Source organism: Nocardioides sp. T5, assembly GCF_048161455.1.
Classification (GTDB): Bacteria; Actinomycetota; Actinomycetes; order Propionibacteriales; family Nocardioidaceae; genus Nocardioides.
This window is the reverse complement of sequence record NZ_CP182415.1, coordinates 38,511-59,660: the sequence shown is the minus strand read 5'-3', so window position 1 is coordinate 59,660 and position 21,150 is coordinate 38,511. Positions and strand designations below refer to the sequence as shown.

Sequence of the window (21,150 nt, the reverse complement as noted above, 5' to 3'; positions counted from 1 at the left end):
GCGCGCCCGGCCGGTACGCTCGGCGGCACCGGTCGGGCGGTCGTTCATGCCTGCCCACCCCGACGCTTCGACGAGAGGAGGCCTGAGGATGAACCCCTTGCAGCGCTTCGAGCAGCGGCTCGAGACCGTGATCTCCGGCGTGTTCGCGCGGGCCTTCCGCAGCGCCGTGCAGCCCGTCGAGATCGCCGCCGCGCTCCAGCGCGAGTGCGACAACAACGCCCAGGTGCTGAGCCGGCAGCGCCGACTGGTGCCCAACGACTTCCACGTCGAACTGTCCGCCACCGACCTCGACCGCATCGTCGGCCTCGGCCGCGCGCTCGAGCAGGACCTCGTCGACCAGCTGCAGGACCACGCCGACGCGCAGGGCTACGTCTTCACCGGCCCGATCGGCATCGCCTTCGAGTCCGCCGACGACCTCACCACCGGCCGCTTCCGGATCCGGTCCAAGGCGCAGGCGAGCGTCACCGACAACGACCAGCGCACCCGCACCCGCTCGTCCCACGCCACCCTCGAGGTCAACGGCACGCGCCACCCGCTGCGCCCGCCGGGCCTGGTGGTCGGCCGCGGCACCGAGGCCGACCTGCGCATCAACGACCCCGGCGTGAGCCGGCGCCACCTCGAGCTCGAGGTCAGCATCGACGGCGTCGAGGCGGTCGACCTCGGCTCCACCAACGGGATCCTCGTCGACGGCACCAAGGTCCCCCGCGCGCGGCTGCGCGACGGCTCGACCATCAAGATCGGTCACACCGAGATGACGGTCCGCATCGACGGCGGACGCGACGAGGCCGGGGGCTGGAATGTCTGAGCTGACCCTCTTCCTGATCCGCGTCGCGTTCCTGGCCATCCTCTGGATCTTCGTGCTGTCCGCGATCTCGGTGATCCGCTCCGACATGTTCGGTGCCCGGGTGCCCGAGACCGCTCGCAACGGCGCGCCCGCACCGGGCCGCAAGGGCAAGGCCCCCAAGGCCCCCAGGAAGCCGCGGCGCGGCGCCCCCACCCACCTGCTCGTGGTCGAGGGCGAGAACCCCGGCACGCGCGCCGAGCTCGCCGACGCCCCGCTCCTCATCGGCCGCGGCAGTGACGCCGCGATCAAGCTCGACGACGACTACGTCTCCACCCGTCACGCCCGCGTGGCCGCCAGCGGCGACGAGTGGTTCGTCGAGGACCTCGGCTCGACCAACGGCACCTACGTCGGCCCGGTCCGCATCACCCAGCCCACCACCATCGGCCCCGGCGTCCAGGTCCGCGTCGGCAAGACGATCCTGGAGCTGCGGAAGTGATGTACCTCCACTACTCCGCGATCTCCGACGTCGGCCGGGTGCGCCGGGAGAACCAGGACAGCGGGTACGCCGGTCCCTGGCTGCTGACGGTCTGCGACGGCGTCGGCGGCGCGGTCCGCGGCGACCTCGCCTCCAGCACCGCCGTGCAGGCGCTCCGCAAGCTCGACCAGGAGCCGGACGACGACCTCCTCGGCCAGGTGGCCGGGGCCGTCCACCGTGCCGACGACCGGATCGCCGAGCTCGTCGAGGAGGACCCCGGCCTCAACGGCACCTCCACCACCGCGACCGTCGCGCTCTTCGACGGCACCCGCTTCGGCGTCGGCCACATCGGCGACAGCCGGGCCTACCTCTACCGTCGCGGCGAGCTGCGCCAGCTCACCCACGACCACACCTTCGTGCAGTCGCTCATCGACGAGGGCCGCATCACCGAGGAGCAGTCGCGGACCCACCCGCACCGCAACCTCATCCTCAAGGCGCTCGACGGCATCCGCCACGAGGAGCCCGACCTCTTCGACTTCCCCGCCGAGGTCGGCGACCGCGTCTTCATCTGCAGCGACGGCGCCTGCGGCACGCTCACCCACGACCGGATGGCCGAGATCCTCGGCACCGGCACCCCCGACTTCGCCGCCGTCGAGCTGGTCCGGGCCAGCCTCGAGGCCGGCAGCACCGACAACGTCACCTGCATCGTCGCCGACGTCTCCGAGGAGGCGCCGCCCGAAGACCTCGCCCCGCTCCTCGTCGGCGCCGCCGCCGACCTGCCGCGACGGATGCCGCTCGGCGGCGCGGTCGGCGGACTGTTCCGCGGCCACCGCTCCGGCGACACCGGCGAGATCCCGCCCGTGCCCGACGACGTGCCCGAGGGCGCCTACGTCGCCGACCCGATCGACCCGGAGGCCGCGCGCTACGCGCCCCGCGACCCGGGCCGCTACTCGTGGCTGCGCCGCCTGCTGGTCGCCGCCGTGCTCCTCGGCCTGGCCTGGGTCGTGCTGGCCGCCGGGTGGTCGTGGAGCCAGCAGCAGTTCTACGTCGCCGAGGAGGACGGCAACGTCGCGATCTTCCGCGGCATCGACGCCAGCCTGCCCGGCATCTCGCTCTCCCACGCCTACGAGGTCACCGACGTCGAGCTGACCCGGCTCAGCGACATCGACGCCGAGCAGGTCCGCGAGGGCATCGAGGCCGACGACCTGGAGGACGCGCGGTTGACCGTCGACAACTATGCCGCGCGCCAGGACGTCAGCTGAGGGTGACGGACGGACGACGATGAGTCAGACCGGGACCCTGATGGGCTTCGTGCACCGGCGTCGCCGGGGTGCGGAGCTGTTCCTGCTCGTGCTCGCGCTCGCGGTCGGCATCGGCGCCTACGCCGCCGTCGGCCTCGGCGTGGAGGGCGTCGTGCCCGCCGACCTCGTCGGCTACGGCAGCTGGCTGACCGCGCTGATCGTCGCCGCCCACATCACCGTGCGCATCGTGGCGCCGTACGCCGACCCGGTCCTGCTGCCCCTCGTCGCCGCGCTCAACGGGCTGGGGCTCGCCGTGATCCGCCGCCTCGACCTCACCTACGAGGCACTCGGACAGTCGGACACCTTCGCCCGCCAGCAGCTCACCTGGATGACGCTCGGCGTGATCCTCTTCATCGTCACGCTGGTCCTGCTGCGCGACCACCGGGTGCTCCAGCGGTTCACCTACACCGCTGGCCTGCTCGGCATCCTGCTGCTGATCCTGCCCTTCCTCCCCGTCGTGGGCCGCGAGATCAACGGCGCCCGCATCTGGATCAACGTCGCCGGCTTCAGCTTCCAGCCCGGCGAGGTCGCCAAGGTGCTGCTGGTGATCGCGTTCGCCGGCTACCTCGTCCTCCACCGCGACGCCCTCGCACTGGCCGGGCGCCGGGTGCTGTTCATCGACCTGCCGCGTGGTCGTGACCTCGGCCCGATCCTGGCGATGTTCGGCGTCTCGATGATGATCCTGGTCCTCCAGAACGACCTCGGCTCCTCGCTGCTGTTCTTCGGCCTGTTCCTCACGATGCTCTACGTCGCCACCGAGCGCCCCGGCTGGCTCGTCGTCGGCGGCCTGCTGTTCGGCGCCGGCGCGCTGGCGGCGTACACCTTCGTCGGCAACGTGCAGAACCGCTTCAACTTCTGGCTGCGCCCGATGGACTACTACGACGCCTCCCCCGGCAGCTACCAGCTCGTCGAGGCGCTGTTCGGCCAGGGCTGGGGCGGGTTGATCGGCCGCGGCTTCGGCAACGGCTTCCCCGAGCGGGTGCCGTTCGCCTACTCCGACTTCATCGTCTCCACGATCGGCGAGGAGCTCGGCCTGACCGCGATCATGGCGATCATCCTCTGCTACGGCCTGATCGTGGAGCGGGCGCTGCGCATCGCGCTGATCTCGCGCGACGGCTTCGGCAAGCTGCTGGCGGTGGGCCTCGGTGCGATCGTCGCCCTCCAGGTCTTCGTCGTCATCGGTGGCGTCACCGGCCTCATCCCGCTGACCGGCCTGACGACGCCGTTCCTCTCCTACGGCGGCTCCTCACTGGTGGCCAACTGGGTGATCGTGGCGCTGCTGCTGCGGGTGTCCGACCAGGCCCGCCGGCCCGCGCCGCGCCTCGACCCCGTCGACGAGGCCGGCTCCGACAGCGAGAGCACGCAGGTGGTGAAGCTGCGATGAACAAGCCCATCCGTGTCGTCTCGGTCTTCTGCCTCGTCCTCTTCCTGGCGCTGCTCGTCAACGCGACCTACCTGATGTACGTCCGCGCGGACTCCCTGTCCGACGACCCGCGCAACCGACGGATCATCACCGCGACGTTCTCCCGCGAGCGCGGTGCGATCCTCGTCGGCAAGGAGGCGATCGCCCGCAGCGTGCCCTCCGACGACAAGTACAAGTTCCAGCGCACCTACTCCCAGCCCTTCAAGTACGCCCCGATCACCGGCTACTTCTCCTGGTACGGCCAGACCGGCGTCGAGAGCTCGCAGAACGCCGTGCTCGCCGGGGACGACTCGCGGCTGTTCGTCACCCGCCTCGTCGACATGCTCAGCAACAGCGACCCCAAGGGCGGCAACGTCCAGCTGACGGCGGACGCCGCCGCGCAGGACGCCGCCTGGGCGGGCCTCGAATCCCTCCCGGGCGACGCGCAGGGCGCCGTCGTGGCGCTCGAGCCGACGACCGGCCGGGTGCTGGCGATGGCCTCCACCCCGACCTTCGACCCCAACAAGCTCGCCTCGCACGACTTCGGCGCGGTCGCCGAGCTCAGCAAGGAGCTCAACACCGACCCCCGCGAGCCCCTGATCAACCGTGCGATCAGCACCACGCTCCCCCCGGGGTCGACGTTCAAGCTCGTCACCGCCGCGGCCGCCATCGAGTCGGGCAACTACGACGCCGACTCCCAGGTCCCCGGCGGCTTCCGCTTCAAGCTTCCGCAGTCCACGACGACGGTCGGAAACTACGACGGCGGCAACTGCGGCGGTCGTCGGATCACCCTGACCCAGGCGCTGCAGGTCTCGTGCAACGTCACGTTCATGAGCCTGGCCAACGAGCTCGGCGTCGAGGCCATGACCGAGCAGGCCGAGGCCTTCGGCTTCAACGACACCTCGCTGGAGGACCTCGGCGGGCAGGCGGAGTCGCTCTACCCGCCCGACCTCGACCCGCCGCAGACCGCGCTCTCGGGCATCGGCCAGTCCAGCGTGACCGCCACCCCGCTGCAGATGGCGATGGTCGCCGCCGCGATCGCCAACGACGGCGACGTGATGCGCCCCTACGTCGTCGACGAGGTGCGTGCCGCCAACCTGTCGGTCCTCGACCGCACCGACCCGCAGAGCATCAGCAAGGCGATCTCGAGCACCACCGCCGAGGAGCTGACCACGATGATGGTCGCGACCGTCGACTCCGGCACCGCGACCCCGGCGCAGATCCCGGGCGTGCAGGTCGCCGGCAAGACCGGCACCGCACAGTCCACCGCGGACCGGCCCCCCTACGCCTGGTTCGTCTCGTTCGCCCCGGCCGACGACCCCCAGGTCGCCGTCGCCGTCCTGGTGCAGTCGAGCGACACCTCCCGCGACGAGATCGGCGGCGGTCGCCTCGGCGGCCCGATCGCCAAGTCGGTGATGGAGGCGGTGATCAACCAGTGACCGCGCTCGCGCCCGGTGGCCACGTCGACGACGCCCGCCGCTACGTCCTCGAGTCCCGCATCGCCACCGGCGGGATGGGTGAGGTCTGGTCGGCGCGCGACACCGTCCTGGACCGTCCCGTGGCGGTGAAGGTGCTCAAGCCCGAGTACGCCGACGACACGCTCTTCCGCACCCGCTTCGAGACCGAGGCCCGTCACGCCGCCGCGCTGCACCACCCCGGCATCGCCGCCGTCTTCGACTACGGCCAGGGCTCGCCCACCGACGGCTCCGCGACCCACCGGCCCTACCTGGTCATGGAGCTCGTCGAGGGCCAGCCGCTGTCCGCGCTCCTGCGCCCGGGCGCGCCGCTCGACCCGGCCGCCACCCAGGATCTCCTCGCCCAGGCGGCCGACGCCCTCGGCGTCGCCCACGCCGCCGGCATCGTGCACCGCGACGTCAAGCCCGCCAACCTCCTCGTCACCCCCGACCGCCGGATCAAGGTGACCGACTTCGGCATCGCCCGCGCGGCCGAGGGGATGGCGCTCACGCAGACGGGCGAGGTGATGGGCACGCCCCCCTACATCTCGCCCGAGCAGGCCGAGGGCACCACCGCCACCGCCGCGTCCGACGTCTACTCCCTCGGCGTGGTCGCCTTCGAGTGCCTCGTCGGCCGCAAGCCGTTCGTCGCCGACACCCCGGTCGCCACCGCGATCGCCCACCTGCGCAACCCCGTCCCCGAGCTGCCCGACACGGTGCCCGCCGACCTCGCCGCCGTCGTACGCCGTGCGCTGGCCAAGTCCCCCGCGGACCGCTTCCCGGACGGGTCCGCGTTCGCACGTGCCCTGCGCGACCCGGCCTCGGCGACCGGCGCCGGAGCGGCCACCGTCGTCGCACCGGCCGTCGCGCCTGCCGGCACCACGACGCAGGTCATGCCGGCAGCTGCCCCGGTGCCCGACCCCGCGCCCACGCCCGCCCCCGCGCCGACCCCGCCCCGCCGTCGTACGACGCCGTGGCCCCTGCTGATCGGTGTCGCGGCCGTCGTGGCCGCGGTGCTGCTCGCCGTCTGGCTGGGCACGCGCGACGACGAACCGGCCGCCGGCGACGCCGACCCCTCCCAGGGCTCGTCCCCCTCGCAGCAGCAGAGCCAGGACCAGTCGCCGACCCAGGCTCCGACCGAGACGCCCGCCGAGACCCCGACCGACACTCCCACGGAGACCCCCACGGAGACGCCGACCGAGACGCCCACCGAGACGGAGCCCGCCACGGTCGAGGTCGACCCGGCCGCCTTCGTCGGGCGCGAGCGCAAGGACGTCGAGAAGGAGCTGCGCGACCTCGGGCTCGAGCCGACGCCGGTCGAGCTGGAGAACCCCGGTGACCAGCCGGAGGGCATCGTGGCGTCGGTCGAGCCGAGTGGCACCCTCCAGGAGGGCGACACGGTGACGGTGAGCTACTGGGCCAAGGTCCCGCCCGGCCAACAGCAGCAGGACGAAGGGAGCGACCAGGGATGACGCAGTCCGAGCCGACGCTCATCGGCGGCCGCTACGAGCTCGGCGAGCTCCTCGGCCGAGGTGGCATGGCCGAGGTCCGCAAGGGCAAGGACCAGCGACTCGGCCGCACCGTCGCGGTCAAGCGGCTGCGCACCGACCTCGCCAGCGACGCCACCTTCCAGGCCCGCTTCCGGCGGGAGGCGCAGTCGTCGGCCTCGCTCAACCACCCCGCGATCGTGTCCACCTACGACACGGGCGAGGAGATGGCGACCGACGGGTCCGGCGTCGCCCAGCCCTACATCGTGATGGAGTGCGTCGAGGGGCGCACCCTGCGCGACATCCTCCGCGAGGGCCGCAAGATCCTGCCCGAGCGCGCCCTCGAGATCACCTCCGGCGTGCTGTCGGCCCTCGACTACAGCCACCGCGCCGGGATCATCCACCGCGACATCAAGCCCGGCAACGTGATGCTGACGCCGACCGGCGACGTCAAGGTGATGGACTTCGGCATCGCCCGCGCGATCTCCGACGCCTCCTCCACGATGACGCAGACCGCCGCCGTGGTCGGCACCGCGCAGTACCTGTCCCCCGAGCAGGCGCGCGGCGAGACCGTGGACTCGCGCTCCGACGTCTACTCCACCGGCTGCATGCTCTACGAGCTGCTCACCGGTCGTCCCCCGTTCGTCGGCGACAGCCCCGTCGCGGTCGCCTACCAGCACGTGCGCGAGCAGGCCGCCCCGCCGTCCGACCTCGACGACCAGCTCGACCCCGAGATCGACGCGATCGTCATGAAGTCGCTCGCCAAGCGGGTCGAGGACCGCTACCAGAGCGCCGCGGCCATGAAGGCCGACATCGAGCGCTACCTCGCCGGCCACCCGATCCAGGCGCCGCCTCCGGTGGCGCCCCCGCAGGACGACTACGCCACCACCGTCGCGCCGGCCGTCGGTGCCGCGGCTGCCGCCACGCCGCCCGGGGGCGACGAGCCGAACCGCAGCCGCGCCGGGTGGTGGGTCCTCGCCGGGATCCTCATCGTCGCGCTGCTCGCCGGCGGCGCCTACCTGCTCAACGGGATGCTCTTCGAGGATGCGCCCGAGCGCACCGCCGTACCCAACGTCGTCGGGCTCACCGAGGACGAGGCCCGGCTCGAGATCGCCGACGAAGGCTTCCGGGTCGGACGGATCACGCGCGAGACCTCGGAGACCGTCGCGCCCGACACCGTCATCTCCCAGGACCCCAACCGCGACGTCTTCGCCGACCCCGGCACCTCCGTGGACTTCGTGCTGTCGCTGGGCAAGCCGGAGGTCGAGGTCCCCTTCGTCGTCGGCACGCCCCGCAAGGACGCCCGCGCGGCGATGCTCGCGCAGAACCTCAAGGTGCGCTTCCAGGAGCAGGACTCCGACGAGCCCCGCTACCAGGTCCTCAGCACCGAGCCGGCAGCCGGTACGGCGGTGGCGGAGGGCACCACCGTCACGATCGTGTTCTCCGACGGACCCGAGAACGTCCCCGACGTCCGCGGGCTCAAGCAGGGCGCCGCCGAGCGGGCCATCCGCGACGCGGGCTTCACGCCCGACGTACGCACCGACGCGGCGTCCACCGAGCCCAAGGGCACGGTCGTCGACCAGATCCCGGCCGGTGGCACCGCCGACCAGGGCAGCACCGTGACGATCTTCGTCTCCGCCTTCGAGGAGCCGACCGAGCCGCCTCCCACAGAGACCCCGACCGAGACACCCACGGAGACCCCTCCGACCGAGCCGCCTCCCACGGAGCCCCCGCCGACCGAGCCGCCCCCCACCGAGACCCCGACCCCGTAGGTCAGTCGTCGTCGGTCACTCGGGCATCGGGGTGGCGTAGGTGAGGTCGAGGAGACCGTCGTACGCCGGCGCGACGGCCGAGTCGAGACGAGCCATGTCCCACGAGACGCCGCCGCCGGGCACGAGGGTGTAGTCGCGGTAGGTCGCCAGGATGGGGTCGGTGGTCAGCTCCGCCTCCATGCTCGCGGGGTCACCGATGCCCACGATCACGTAGGGCGGCGAGTAGGGGATGCCGTGCAGGGTGACCTGGTTGCCCTCGCACTTGATGCCGGTGGTGGAGATCAGCCGCTGGCCCTGGATGGTGACCGCCTCGGCCCCGGCGTTCCACATGGCGTTGGCGACCGCCTGGATGTCCTGCTGGTGCACCACGAGGTCGTTGGGGTCGCCGTCGTAGGCCAGGCGCGTCTCCTCCGGCGCGTCGTCGAGGGTCACCTGCACCGCCGTGCCGGACTTCTCGGTCAGCCCCGCGGGGTCGACGAGGGTCGCGATCTCGTCCTGGGCGCGTGCGACGGAGCGGTCGCCGAGCTCCGTGCTGAGGGCCTCCACCTCGTCGTTGAGCGCCGCCGCCCGTGCGGTGAGCTCGCCCGCCTCGTCGCGCTCGGCGCGGACCACCGACGCCAGGTCGGTCAGCCGGCCGCCGCGCAGGTCGAAGCCGTCGCTCTGCTCCGCGCTGACGGCGAACAGGCCCCCGATGAGCAGCACGACCACCGGAGTGGCCACCCGCCAGGCGCGGCGACGCCCGGGGGACGAGTGGGACGGAGAGCGCATGCCGACTACGCTAGCCCCCCGTCGGGCGCCGTACCGCCCGTGACCGGCGCCGCGAGCCCGCCGGGACCGTGAAAAGCCAAGCCCCAGGAGCAGCAGTGTCGAAGTCCCCCACGATCACCTCCGAGGAGAAGACGTCGCTCTTCACCCCGCGGTTCGTCGTCGCCCTGGTGCTCATGGCCGCCGGCATCGGCTGGCTCGTCTTCTACTACGTCCAGGGCCGCGGCAACCCGCTCGCGTTCCCCCCGGTGGACGGCAGCCCGAAGGCCGTGTCCGACCTCGGGCTCTGGAACTACGCGATCGGCTTCGGCCTGCTCATGGTCGGCCTGATGGTCTCCGCGCACCCGTCGACGCCCCTCGGCCGCGGCCGCGGCGTCGTGGTCGGCATGCTCGGCTGCTTCCTCGTGGGCCTGGTGTGGATCTGCACCTTCTACATCTTCTCCGACGACCTGTCGGGCCTGCCCGTCTTCAACGACCTCGGCCAGTGGAACCTGGTCGTCGGCATCGCCTTCATGGCAGTCGGGTTCAGCTTCGCGACCAAGTGGGAGTAGGTTCTCCCTCGGCCCGCTGACGCGGGTCCGACATCCGTCGCCTCGAGCGGTGGGTGAGGCGCCTTCCTGGGGAAGGGAAGGCGTCTCTCCCACCGCTCGAGTCATTTCCGGCCGCCTGCCTCGTCCGAGCGGTGCGTGAGACATGTTCCGGCGCCGCGTTTCATGCCTCACGCACCGCTCGACCGTCCGTTCGATTCTCCACACTGTGGACAACGCCTGTGGAGGAATTACACGCGTGTAGTTATCCACACCTGTGTGCACACCTGTGGGTAACCGGCCGGCGGGCGGGCCCAGCCCGTCGCGCCGCCGCAGCGTCATCCCGATCCGCACCCATGGCGCGCGGTTCGCATGACGCACGGGCGAGCGAGCGGCGGGCGGGGGTCGGAGCCGCCCGGAGGACGACGCAGCCCCCGCCTCCGTCGTACGACGAGGGGCGGGGGCTGCGGCAGGTGTGAAGCGGGCGTCAGGAGAGGGCGACGTCGCGCACGAGCGCGAGCGCCAGCAGGACGGCCAGCACGAGGGCCAGGCCGGCCCACTGCACGAGGCTGCGGCGCGACTTCGGGGCGTAGGCGATGACCGCTGCGGCCAGGGCGCCGCCGACGAGGCCGCCGAGGTGGCCCTGCCAGGAGATGAAGCGCCAGCCCACCACGGTGATGACGACGCCGATGACGAGGTTCTGCACGAGCCACTGCGACTGGAACCGGCCCTTGCGTGCCACCACGAGGAGGGCGCCCAGCAGGCCGAAGATCGCGCCGGAGGCGCCGACGGTCGAGCTGAACTCGTAGCTGAACCAGACCACCATCACCGAGCCCGCGAGGGCGCTGATGAGGTAGATCGCCAGGAAGCGCGCCCGACCGACGATGCCCTCGAGCACGGGCCCGAAGATGAACAGGGCGAACATGTTCATCGCCACGTGCCAGATCTCGACGTGGGTGAAGGCCACCGTCAGCAGCTGCCACCAGGCGCCGTCGGAGAACCCGGGCTGGAAGGTCGCGCCGGAGGCCTCGCAGACGCGCTCGTCGATGTCGTAGAGCGACCCGTTGCCGGGGTCGCACACGCCGACCGGCCGGAGCGCCAGCAGGTGGGTGAGCCACGACGTGCGCCCACCGGTCGCGGTGATCGCCAGCCAGACGACGGCGTTGATGCCGATGAGGATGAACGTCGTCAGCCGCGGGTCGGCGCTGCGCTCGCCGCCGTACATCGCGCGGTTCTGGCGCGATCCCTTGTTGGCCTGCTTGACGCAGTCGGGGCACTGGAAGCCCACCGCGGCGTCGCGCATGCAGTCGGGGCAGATCGGCTTGTCGCAGCGCTGGCAGCGGATCCAGGTCTCGCGGTCGGGGTGCCGGTAGCAGGTGGGCGCCCCGGCCGCGGTCGGGTCCGCGGTCGGCCCCTCGGGCGGCTGGGTCATGGCGGGGTCACGCGTGTCGCGTCGCGGGTGTGCTGCGGACCGGGTGGGTCAGCGCTCGACCGTGACCGACTCGATGACCACGGCGTCCTGCGGGCGGTCCATCGCGCCGGTGGGGCTGCTGCCGATCGCGTCGACCACGTCGCGGCTGGCCTGGTCGGCCACCTCGCCGAAGATCGTGTGCTTGCGGTTGAGCCACGGGGTGGCGGCCAGGGTGATGAAGAACTGCGAGCCGTTGGTGCCGGGGCCGGCGTTGGCCATCGCGAGCAGGTAGGGCTTGTCGAAGACGAGCTCGGGGTGGATCTCGTCCTTGAACGTGTAGCCCGGGCCGCCGGTGCCGGTGCCGAGCGGGCAGCCGCCCTGGATCATGAAGCCCTCGATGACGCGGTGGAAGCCGAGGCCGTCGTAGTACTTCTCGCCCGAGCGGCCGGCGTCGTCGCGGTAGTCCTTGGTGCCCTCGGCGAGGCCGACGAAGTTGTCGACGGTCTCGGGCGCGTGGTTGGGGAACAGGTTGACGACGATGTCGCCCCGGTTGGTCTTGAAGGTCGCCTTGGGGTCGGCCATGGGATGTGCCTCTCAGCTGTGGGTCTGTCGTACGTCGGTGGTGGCGCAGCACTGCAGCCGCGCGCCTCGATCCTGCCACGCCGCGCCCACGCGCGAGGTGGGCAGGGCGTCCGCGCGACGTCGTACGTCTCGCCCACCCGGACGGGGCTGGTCGCGTCAGGGTGCCCGTGGTGAGATGGAGCCACAATCACTGAGGAGGTCACGCATGCCTTTCGGCCGCAAGAAGTCCCTGATGGACCGCGCCCACGACTATGTCGAGCAGGTCTCGGAGACCGTCACCGACACCGTCATCCCCCAGCTGGAGTCGGCGTGGGACCAGGCGGTGGAGAAGGCCGGGCCCGCGATCGCCGACGCGCGTGACAAGGCCCAGCCGCTGATCGACGAGGGACGCACCCGTGCGACCGAGGCGGCCACCGCCGGCGCCGCCCTCGCTGCGGTCAAGACCGCCGAGGCGCGCGAGAAGGCCGCCCCGCTGCTGGCCGAGGCCCGCGCCAACGCCGCGGACAAGGCCGCCGTCGCCGCCGCGCTCGCCTCCGAGCGGGCCGCCGAGGGTCGCGACCTGGCTGCCGCGAAGGTCAACGAGCTGCGCGGCGTCGAGCCCGAGCCCAAGGGCGGCAAGCTCAAGAAGCTGCTGCTGCTCACCGGCCTGCTCGCCGTGGGTGGCTTCGTGTTCAGCAAGCTCAAGGGCAAGCAGGACGCCGAGGCCAACTGGCAGTCGACCTACGTGCCGCCGGCCCCGCCGAAGCCCGCCACCCCGTCGTCGACCACCCCGCCGCCCACGCCCGCCTCCCCGGCGACCACGTCGGCAGCTCCTGGTGGCGACCCGCTCACCGACCCGCTGCCCGACGAGGTCACGGCCGACGACGTCGTGACCGCCGACCCGCCGGCCGCTGACGACATCGGTGGCGGCGCCCCGGGCGAGGCGATCAGCGACGCGGTCGAGGAGGCTCACCAGCCGACCGACCCCGACGCGCCCGCCGACGTGATCGACATCGACGACGCGCCCCGCAAGAACTAGCAGCACCGCACCACCGCATTCGGGCGGTGTCCCACCCACACTTCGCAGCTCGCGAACGTGGGTGGGGCACCGCCCGAGTCGCGTCCCCGGCGTGTCGTCGTACGAGCGGTGGCCGACCCACGTTCCTCGTCCCGGGAATGTCGGTGGACCACCGCTCCACGGGCGAGGGGCGCGAGGGGCGAGGGGCGACCTCAGAGGGGCTCGAGGCGGTGGTCCTCGATCCAGTCGTCGATCCGCTCCCACCACTGGAAGAGCCACTCGATGCGCTCCTCGCGATCGGCCGGGATCTCCTCGCGCGCGACCCGCCACCAGCGCATGGTGATCTGCTTGTCCATCGGCAGCTCGCGCCACAGGTCGCCGACCGTGAGCAGGTGGTCGAGCCCGGTGTGGGCGACCATCAGCACGTCGGCCTCGGGTGCCGCCTCGAGCGCTGCCAGTACGCCGCCGGGGCGCGGCGCCAGGACGTGGATCATCTCCTCCGCACGCACCGCCATGCGGTCCAGGCCGAGCTTGTGGAGCCGGGCGATGGCCCGGTCGCGCCGCGCGGCGGTGAAGTTGCCGCCCTCGGGGAAGATCACGAACGCGTCGTTGACGTCGAGCCCGGTGGCGAGCGAGGCGATGTGGGACTCCAGGTCCTCACCGGGCGCCGGGTCGGTCGAGATGAAGCGGGCCGGGACCCGGTTGAGGATCACGTCGATCGCCGGGTCCCACGCCAGGGTGTTCTTGAGCACGACCCGCGGCTCGCGGTGGTACCAGTGCAGCAGCGCGTACATCAGCACGAACGAGTCGCCGGGCCCGGCGTGGCGGCACATCACCAGCACCGGCCCGTCCGGCACCCGCGACGGCTGCGGCCCGTCGGTGCGGATGCGCAGCGCCAGCACCCGCCTGGCCTCGCGGAAGAAGGCGATCAGGGTGCCCTGCACGAGGTCGTAGTGGATGCCGGCGAAGTAGGGCGAGCGGATCCGCCAGCCGAAGCCGCTGGCCAGCCACAGGCCGAGCAGCACCGCGAGCAGCAGGCTCTCGAACGTGAGGTAGAGCAGGACCAGCCACAGCAGGCGCAGCGCCCGCCACCGCCCGGGCAGCACCGGCGCCAGCGCCGCCGCGACCAGCAGCCATCCCGGCAGCGTGACCCACATCAGCACCGTCAGGACGACGACGGCCGGGGCGATGACCAGCCGCCGCAGGACCCAGACGAGCGGGCGCCTCACGGCGGGCCGAGCTCGTCGTCGAGATAGGCCCGGGAGGCGGCGTACGTCGCGTCGATGCGGGCCTGCACCCCCGAGAAGTCGCGGTGGGAGAGGAGCGAGTCGTCGCGTGACGACGTGCCGGCAGCGGGCAGCACGTGGGCCTCGACACCCTCGGGGATCGTCGCCATGTCGCGCATGAAGCGGTGGCGACGCGCGACCTCGAAGCTCACCCGCGCGACCTCCCACGGCCGGGTCGGCACGCGCAGCGGGCGGTCGATGCGTCCGACCTGGAGCACGAAGACGCGGGTCGCGCCGAGCTCGACCGCGCGCCCCACCGGGATGGAGTTGACCAGGCCGCCGTCGAGGAAGTGCTCGCCGTCGACCTCGGCCGGCGGGAGGAGCCCGGGCACGGCGGCGCTGGCGAGGATGGCGGGCACGATCGGTCCCTCGGTGAACCAGTGCTCGGCGGCCCGCTCGATGCTCGCGGCGCACACCTCCAGGCGTACGGGCAGGTCCTCGAACCGGGCGTCGCCCAGCTCCTCCTCGAGGCGGGCGCGCAGCGGCGCGGAGGAGTAGATGTGGGTGCCGGTGGACACGGCCCGGCGGACGGTGCGGAGCGGACGGTCACCGTAGACGTCCCGGCCCTGCGCGGTGGCCGCCCAGAGCTCGGTGAGCCGGTCGACCACCTCGAGCTCGGGCTGGCGGGCGACCAGCGCGCCGTTGAGCGCGCCGACGCTGGTGCCGAGGACGAGGTCCGGGACGATGTCGCGCTCGAGCAGCGCCCGCAACATGCCGACCTCGACGGCGCCCAGCACCCCGCCTCCGCCGAGCACGAACGCGGTCACCATGGGGTGAGCCTAGTGAGGTTCAGGCGAGCTCGGGGTGCTCGGCGCGGACGCGCTTCGTGGCGCGGTGCTCGGCCCAGAACGAGAGCAGCGGGATCGTGCCGCAGACGAGGGTCACCAGGGTGAAGGGAAAGTCCCACCTGGCCCGGCGCGAGAGCAGGAACGCGCTGAACAGGAAGATCATGTAGAGCCACCCGTGCGCGACGCCGAGGTAGGTCGTGATCAGCTCGCCGGCGTGCTGGGCGTCGGAACCGGGGGTGACCCACATCGGCGTGCTGTCGAAGACGCCCCACATCGGGGAGCCGTCGAAGTTGGCGAGCGGGACGCCGACCAGGCACAGCACGACGAGCAGGACGCCCACGATGGAGGCCATGACGCGGTAGGCGGTGAGGGTGCGTGACACGGCGGCCAACCTATCCGGCGCTCGAAGAGGTCAGGTCGGGTGCCGGGTCGGGGGCGGTGGCGTCGCGCCGCCACCGCCACCAGATGAAGGCCGCGAACGCGCCGAAGACCCACCACTCCACGGCGTAGAGCAGGTTGCGGATGCCGGTCGTCCGGCTCGGGGTGGGCAGCGAGGCGAGCTCGGCCTCCTCCAGCCCGGGGCCGGCGTCCTGGCTGATCACGTAGGCCGACCACAGGTCGACGTCGACGCGCTGCACGGCGTCGGCGACGCGGATCTCGGGGAAGACGTCGTCGGAGGGGTCGTCGTCGACGACCAGCGTGCCCTCCGGGGGCTGCAGCCAGCCGGTCACCTCGGCCTCGCCCGACACGGCGAGCAGGTCGGCGTCGGGCTCGGGCGCCCAACCACGTACGACGAGCACCGCCGCGTCGCCGGTCTGCAGCGGCGTCACCGCCCAGTAGCCGGGCTCCTCGCCCCGGGGGCGGTCGGCGACCCAGAATCCGCCGCCGAGCCACTCACCCGCCACGTCCACCGGGCGGCCGAGGTCGGGGGCGGGGAACGGGTCGTCGTTGCCCATCACGTCGTCCAGCGGGACCGGCGTGACGCCCGTCAGGTCGCGCGCCTCGGCGTCGCGGTGCGCCTGCCAGGCGTCGTACTGCCACTTCCCGAGCAGCCCGGCGATCCCCACCAGCACGAGCGCCAGGACGGCCGCGCCGAGGTCGGTCAGCAGGCCGGGTCGGCGGGGCGCGGTCACGACCCCGATTGTCCCAGCCGGGCGGTCACCGCCCTTTGGCGGCCGGGAGCTCGTCCCGCCTGCGCGTGAGGTACGCCATCTCGGCGCTGTTGCGGGCGAGCCCGATGGCGCGGTCGTACGCCGCTCGCGCCTCGGCGCTGCGGCCCAGTCGGCGCAGCAGGTCGGCACGGGTGACGTGGAAGGCGTGGTAGCGGGCCAGGCGGTCGGCCAGCGGCTCGACCTGGGCGAGGGCGACCTGCGGGCCGTCCAGCTCCGCCACGGCGATCGCCCGGTTGAGGGCGACGACGGGCGAGGGGTCGAGCCGGGCGAGGTGGTCGTAGAGCGCCACGACCTGGGACCAGTCGGTGTCCCGGGCGTCTGGGGCGTCGGTGTGCACGGCGTTGATCGCGGCCAGCACCTGGTAGCGCCCCGGTGCGCGGCCCGAGGTGATCCGGTCGCGCACGAGCGCGTGGCCCTCAGTGACGAGCTCGTGGTCCCAGGCCCCGCGGTCCTGCTGGTCGAGGGTGATCAACTCACCGCTCGAGGAGACCCGTGCGGTGCGCCGCGCCTCGGTGAGGAGCATCAGGGCGAGCAGGCCTGCGACCTCGCCGTCGTCGGGCAGCAGCTCGCGCACCAGGCGGGTGAGCCGGATCGCCTCGCCCGTCAGGTCGGCGCGGACCGGGTCGGCGTCGGCGCCGCTCGCGAGGTAGCCCTCGTTGTAGACCAGGTAGAGGACCGTCAGGACGCCGTCCACCCGGGCCGGGAGGTCGTCCTCCGCAGGCACGCGCCAGGGGATGCCGGCGGCCTTGACCTTGGCCTTGGCGCGGGTGATCCGCTGCGCGACGATGGCCTCCTGGACCAGGAACGCATGGGCGATCTCGGCGACCGTCAGCCCGCCGACCAGCCGCAGGGTGAGAGCGATGCGCGCCTCCCTGGCGAGCGCCGGGTGGGCGCAGGTGAAGAGCAGCCGGAGTCGTTCGTCCTCGACCGCCCCGGTGGGCTCCGGCGGTCCGGCGAGCTGGTCGGTGAGCATGTGGGCCTGCCTCTGCTTCGCGTCGCGCCGGCTCTCGCGGCGTACGCGGTCGAGCGCCTTGTTGCCCGCGGTGGTGGTCAGCCAGGCGCCCGGGTTGGCGGGTACGCCGTCGGCCGCGCCACCGCTCGACGGCCGTGGCGAAGGCCTCGGCGGTGGCGTCCTCGGCGACGTCGAGGTCGCCGAAGCGCCGGGCGAGCGTGGCCACGACCCGGGCCCACTCGTCGCGGTGGACCCGGGCCAGGACCTCGTCGAGCCCTGGTTGTGCCGGGGGGTCGGCCATCGGGTCAGGCCACGCCGCCGAAGGGGCGGAGCTCGATCTTGCGGTGGCACGCGCGTGAGGCGTCGGCGGACAGGGCGAGGGCGGCGTCGAGGTCGTCGGCGGTGACCACCCAGAAGCCGGCGAGGAACTCCTTGGACTCCACGAACGGCCCGTCGGTGAGCACCGGCTCGCCGCCGCGGCTGTCGGTCACCGTGGCGTCGCGCGGGTTGGTCAGGCCGCCGCCGAAGACCCAGCGTCCCTCGGCCCTCAGCCGGTCGTTGAACGCGTCGATCGCGCCGGGCGCGGAGTCGTCGGCGGGGTTGTCGGTGTCCCCGATGACGGTGAGGAGGTAGTGCATGTCGGTCATCTCCCGTGGTCGGCGGCCACCCCTGCCGGGCGACCTCTCACCCCTACCACGAACGGGACGGCGTGGATACGACAGCGGCGCCCGACGAAGTCCTCCGGATCGGTCAGGCCGAGGCGAGCGCCAGCTTCACCGCGAACCCCACGAAGACGGCGCCCACGGCCGAGGTCGCCCCCGCCGACAGCGCCTTGCGGCGGCGGAAGGCGGCCGCGAGGTGGGTGCCGGCGAAGATGAGGACACTGAGGTACGCCGCGCTGGCGAGGGTCGCGAGGGCGCCGAGCACGAGGAACGACAGCGCCGGGTGGGCGTACGCCGGGTCGACGAACTGCACGAAGAAGGCGACGAAGAAGAGGATCGCCTTGGGGTTGAGCAGGCTGATCACCAGCGCCCGGCGATAGGGCCGCTCGCCTCGCGCACGGGGCTCGACGCCGGCCTCGGCGGCGGCATCGGCGATCTGGTCGGCGACCGGGACGCGGGAGCGCCACATCTCCCACGCCGCGCGCAGCATGCCGATCGCGAGCCACAGCAGGTACGACGCCCCCGCCCACTTCACGACCGCGAACGCCGTCTCGTTGGCCTGGAGCAGCGACGCGACCCCGGCCGCGGACAGCGTCATCAGCACCGCGTCGCCCGTCCACACGCCCGCCGCACCGGCGTACCCGCTGCGCACCCCGCGTCGCGCGGCGACGGAGAGGACGTAGAGCGAGTTCGGGCCCGGCAGCAGGATGATCAGGACGAGGCCCACGAGGTAGGTCGGAAGGTCGGTGATGCCCAGCACGGAACCAGTGTGGGGCCGACCGGGGCGCGCCACCATCCGATTTCGAGGGATGGGCGTGGGGTCACACGCCGCTGCGACATGACGAAGCCGTTCGACAGTGGTGCCGGGGGCCGTGAGGTCGGGCCGCCCGCTCCACTGTCGGACGCGGAGCCGTCGATGGTGGTGGAGCCTAGGGGACTCGAACCCCTAACCCCCTGCTTGCAAACGGACTTGGAGTGGATCGCAAACCGCGTTCTGAGCGTGAAACTGCAGGTCAGAGGCGGACATGCGCGTACGCACCTGGACATTCGTTCCCCCTAGGTGCCCCCTTGCCGTGCTGCCGAAGCAGGGGGTTAACTTGGTGCACCCGAACAGGCGGCTTGGACGGGAGGTCCATGCGATGGCACGACGACGAGGGTTCGGCGAGCTCGAGCGACGTTCCGGCGCGACGGGACCGTCCTATCGGGCGCGGTACGCGATGCCGGACGGCACGCGCCACTCGCGCAACTTCCAGACCAAGCTCGATGCCGAGGCGTGGCTTGTCGCGGAGCGAACCCTCATCGACCGCGACGAGTGGACGCCGCCGAAGGCTCGTAAGGTCGCCGAGGCCCGCCGCGAACGAGAGCAGGCGATGAGCACGGTGAGGGCGTTCGCCAAGCGGTACCTGGCGGAGCGTGGCCTGCGGCCGACGACGGCGCGCGGGTACGAGTCGCTGCTGGACCGCCGGATCCTGCCGTATTTCGGCGAGATGCCGTTGCGCGACGTCACCCTGTCAGAGATCAAGGCCTGGCGTCGGTCGCTCGATCCCAAGACCGAGTCGTCCAATGCGGCGGCGTACCGGCTGCTGCGCTCGATCCTCCAAGCGGCCTTGGAGGAGGAGTTGATCGACCGGGCGCCACCGAAGATCCGTGGCGCCGGCAGTGCTCCCGTGAAGCAGGTCGTAGTGCCGGCGACCTTCGACGAGATCGCGGTGATCATCGATGAGATGCCCGAGCGGCTGAGGTTGCTCATCGTGATGGCAGCCTTCGTCGGCTTGCGCGAGGGAGAGCTGCTGGAGCTGCGCCGGTCCGACATCGATGGCGTCACCGGCCGGATCACGGTCACGAGGAAGGTCGACAAAGACGTCAACCCATCGGTCCGGGGTGCTTGCCCTGAGTGCGGTCGGCACATCAGCTCGCCGAAGACCAGGAGCGGCGTGCGGACGGTCCACGTCCCTCCACCGTTCTTGCCGATGCTGCAGAAGCACCTCGTCGAGCACACTGCTGCGGGGCCGAGCGGGCTGCTCTTCCCCGGGGACCGCACGGACCACATGAGCGTTCGCTACTTGATGGACCGCTACCGGCCCGCACGGGATGCCGCCGGCCGCCCGGACCTGACGATCCACCACTTGCGCCATACCGCTCTAACCCTCGCCGGTCAGCACGGCGCCACGGCCGCCGAGTTGCAGGCGCGCGCCGGCCACGCCTCTCAGGCCGCGATGGCGATCTACCAGCACGCCACCCTCGACCGCGACCGGTCGCTGGCGGAGAAGATCGGAGCAACGTACGAGGCTTGGCGCGAGAGTCGACCGGAATCCTGGTAGAGCCAGCTGGAGGCTGATCCTTGCTGGGTCGATTCGCCCCACGACTGGCGCCCAGTTCGCCCCGAGGGCCACACACGAGTCGCCGGTGCATCGTGCAGTGCCAGATAGAGGAGGCCGCCTCGTTGGGCGGTTACAACACGATCGTGAGTAGTACGTGGGGATCCGCCCACATGCGCGCGCCCGCCGCGTGCGCAGCGAGTCGCCAGAAATTGGCGGCTCGCCCCTCCTGCCACCCGGGTGACCTTGGAGAGGCGAGCCGCTTCGGTGCTCGCTCTTCCTCCATACGGGAGAGGGGACCGGTGGCCGCATGTCGAGTGGGGCCGCCTCGCGAGTCCGTGGTGACGACCATACACGACCATGCGCTTGCTGCCTATGGCATAGCGAGATCCTCGTTGTAGGGATGCCCGCGTGGCCCAAGTTGCGATTCGCCGCGGGGGTTCGAAAATCCACGTAGACTACGCTCATCCAGGGCTCGTTAGGATCGGTGTTGGATTCTTTTCGGTCTTCAGAGCGAACACTCAACTCCCACCGGTACTGCTCTTGCAGCCATCGCACTGCTACGCTTGCAGCGGAGTCACTAGTTCGGTAGTAGCCCGGCTAGTAGATATCGTAGTAAAGGACTAAGTCGATGACCGACCCGGCGCCGCTGCCGAAGAGAACGATTCGCGAGCCACTAGAGGTGGTCGTCCCCCGAGCAGTCGCGGCAGCGGAGGTGCTGTCACAGCGCGTGAAGGGGCGAGATGCCCAGCTTCGCCGGTCCTTCGTGAGACGAGGCCAGACAGAGAAACCCACACCGATGATGTCGATGTTGCGCGGCGGCAGGGGTGGGGAAGTCCGGTTGAAGGTGTACTTGAGCCTGTTGTGGATAGGCGTGGCGCCCCCACACACAGTGACTTATCCCGCGCGGACATGGGCCACGTTGCTCGGCCTGGCAGACCCTCCGGGACGGGGAGCCCGGCGCGTTAACGAGGCTATGACTTGGCTCGAGCGAGCGGGATTCGTCGGTGTATCT

At 71.8% G+C, this 21,150-nt stretch carries 19 protein-coding genes and 1 pseudogene; 10 read left to right on the top strand and 10 right to left on the bottom strand.

Going from position 1 to position 21,150, the window contains the following annotated elements; genetic code table 11:
- Positions 1–88: 88 nt before the first annotated feature.
- Genes ACNKF0_RS00260 through pknB form a run of 7 tightly spaced genes read left to right on the top strand, consistent with a single transcriptional unit; the run spans position 89 to position 8,675 of the window.
- A complete protein-coding gene (locus ACNKF0_RS00260; protein WP_416954992.1) occupies positions 89–805 on the top strand; it encodes an FhaA domain-containing protein in 717 nt (238 codons plus the stop codon).
- A complete protein-coding gene (locus ACNKF0_RS00255) occupies positions 798–1,280 on the top strand; it encodes an FHA domain-containing protein (protein ID WP_416954991.1) in 483 nt (160 codons plus the stop codon). The genes ACNKF0_RS00260 and ACNKF0_RS00255 overlap by 8 nt, the downstream gene beginning before the upstream one ends.
- On the top strand, positions 1,280–2,521 hold the full coding sequence (locus tag ACNKF0_RS00250) for a PP2C family protein-serine/threonine phosphatase (RefSeq protein ID WP_416958624.1): 1,242 nt from the start codon (positions 1,280–1,282) through the stop codon (positions 2,519–2,521). The genes ACNKF0_RS00255 and ACNKF0_RS00250 overlap by 1 nt, the downstream gene beginning before the upstream one ends.
- A 19-nt stretch (positions 2,522–2,540) precedes the next feature.
- Complete coding sequence (locus tag ACNKF0_RS00245) at positions 2,541–3,944, top strand: FtsW/RodA/SpoVE family cell cycle protein (protein ID WP_416954990.1); 1,404 nt, start codon at positions 2,541–2,543, stop codon at positions 3,942–3,944.
- Positions 3,941–5,401 carry a peptidoglycan D,D-transpeptidase FtsI family protein gene (locus ACNKF0_RS00240; protein WP_416954989.1) on the top strand — a complete coding sequence of 487 codons (1,461 nt, stop codon included), beginning with the start codon at positions 3,941–3,943 and terminating at the stop codon, positions 5,399–5,401. The genes ACNKF0_RS00245 and ACNKF0_RS00240 overlap by 4 nt, the downstream gene beginning before the upstream one ends.
- Complete coding sequence (locus ACNKF0_RS00235; RefSeq protein WP_416954988.1) at positions 5,398–6,888, top strand: serine/threonine protein kinase; 1,491 nt, start codon at positions 5,398–5,400, stop codon at positions 6,886–6,888. Before ACNKF0_RS00240 ends, ACNKF0_RS00235 begins: the two co-directional genes overlap by 4 nt.
- Positions 6,885–8,675, top strand: a complete 1,791-nt coding sequence (pknB, locus tag ACNKF0_RS00230) for a Stk1 family PASTA domain-containing Ser/Thr kinase (protein WP_416954987.1) — start codon at positions 6,885–6,887, stop codon at positions 8,673–8,675. The genes ACNKF0_RS00235 and pknB overlap by 4 nt, the downstream gene beginning before the upstream one ends.
- A gap of 15 nt (positions 8,676–8,690) precedes the next feature.
- On the opposite strand, the gene ACNKF0_RS00225 is transcribed toward pknB, so the two are convergent.
- Entirely contained in the window at positions 8,691–9,443 is a 753-nt protein-coding gene (locus ACNKF0_RS00225; protein WP_416954986.1) for a DUF881 domain-containing protein, read from the bottom strand.
- Positions 9,444–9,538: 95 nt separating this feature from the next.
- On the opposite strand from ACNKF0_RS00225, the gene ACNKF0_RS00220 reads away from it, so the two are divergent.
- Entirely contained in the window at positions 9,539–9,991 is a 453-nt protein-coding gene (locus tag ACNKF0_RS00220) for a cell division protein CrgA (RefSeq protein WP_299930346.1), read from the top strand.
- A gap of 463 nt (positions 9,992–10,454) precedes the next feature.
- On the opposite strand, the gene ACNKF0_RS00215 is transcribed toward ACNKF0_RS00220, so the two are convergent.
- Positions 10,455–11,399 (bottom strand): rhomboid family intramembrane serine protease, encoded by a 945-nt coding sequence (locus ACNKF0_RS00215; protein WP_416954985.1) that lies wholly within the window; start codon positions 11,397–11,399, stop codon positions 10,455–10,457.
- A gap of 48 nt (positions 11,400–11,447) precedes the next feature.
- The gene (locus ACNKF0_RS00210) at positions 11,448–11,960 is read right to left on the bottom strand and encodes a peptidylprolyl isomerase (RefSeq protein WP_299930340.1); all 513 of its coding nucleotides are present in this window, start codon (positions 11,958–11,960) and stop codon (positions 11,448–11,450) included.
- 205 nt (positions 11,961–12,165) lie between these two features.
- Here ACNKF0_RS00210 and ACNKF0_RS00205 point away from each other — a divergent pair, with 205 nt between their 5' ends.
- Entirely contained in the window at positions 12,166–12,978 is an 813-nt protein-coding gene (locus tag ACNKF0_RS00205; RefSeq protein ID WP_416954984.1) for a hypothetical protein, read from the top strand.
- A 191-nt stretch (positions 12,979–13,169) separates the two neighbouring features.
- Here the strand turns inward: ACNKF0_RS00205 and ACNKF0_RS00200 are convergent, their stop codons facing one another.
- The 7 genes and pseudogenes from ACNKF0_RS00200 to leuE all read right to left on the bottom strand — a co-directional run bounded on the left by ACNKF0_RS00200 (position 13,170) and on the right by leuE (position 18,577).
- Positions 13,170–14,186, bottom strand: a complete 1,017-nt coding sequence (locus ACNKF0_RS00200; RefSeq protein ID WP_416954983.1) for a 1-acyl-sn-glycerol-3-phosphate acyltransferase — start codon at positions 14,184–14,186, stop codon at positions 13,170–13,172.
- Positions 14,183–15,013: a patatin-like phospholipase family protein gene (locus ACNKF0_RS00195; protein ID WP_416954982.1), complete on the bottom strand. Its 831-nt coding sequence runs from the start codon at positions 15,011–15,013 to the stop codon at positions 14,183–14,185. Before ACNKF0_RS00195 ends, ACNKF0_RS00200 begins: the two co-directional genes overlap by 4 nt.
- A gap of 19 nt (positions 15,014–15,032) precedes the next feature.
- Positions 15,033–15,413 (bottom strand): DUF3817 domain-containing protein, encoded by a 381-nt coding sequence (locus ACNKF0_RS00190; RefSeq protein ID WP_416954981.1) that lies wholly within the window; start codon positions 15,411–15,413, stop codon positions 15,033–15,035.
- Between the two features lie 10 nt (positions 15,414–15,423).
- Positions 15,424–16,164 (bottom strand): SURF1 family protein, encoded by a 741-nt coding sequence (locus ACNKF0_RS00185; RefSeq protein ID WP_416954980.1) that lies wholly within the window; start codon positions 16,162–16,164, stop codon positions 15,424–15,426.
- Positions 16,165–16,189: 25 nt separating this feature from the next.
- Positions 16,190–17,456 (bottom strand): annotated as a pseudogene (locus tag ACNKF0_RS00180) (RNA polymerase sigma factor).
- A gap of 4 nt (positions 17,457–17,460) precedes the next feature.
- Positions 17,461–17,793: a YciI family protein gene (locus ACNKF0_RS00175; RefSeq protein WP_416958622.1), complete on the bottom strand. Its 333-nt coding sequence runs from the start codon at positions 17,791–17,793 to the stop codon at positions 17,461–17,463.
- A gap of 112 nt (positions 17,794–17,905) precedes the next feature.
- A complete protein-coding gene (leuE, locus tag ACNKF0_RS00170; RefSeq protein WP_416954979.1) occupies positions 17,906–18,577 on the bottom strand; it encodes a leucine efflux protein LeuE in 672 nt (223 codons plus the stop codon).
- Between the two features lie 379 nt (positions 18,578–18,956).
- Between leuE and ACNKF0_RS00165 the strand changes: the two genes are divergently transcribed.
- Positions 18,957–20,138 carry a tyrosine-type recombinase/integrase gene (locus tag ACNKF0_RS00165; RefSeq protein WP_416954978.1) on the top strand — a complete coding sequence of 394 codons (1,182 nt, stop codon included), beginning with the start codon at positions 18,957–18,959 and terminating at the stop codon, positions 20,136–20,138.
- Positions 20,139–21,150 lie beyond the last annotated feature (1,012 nt).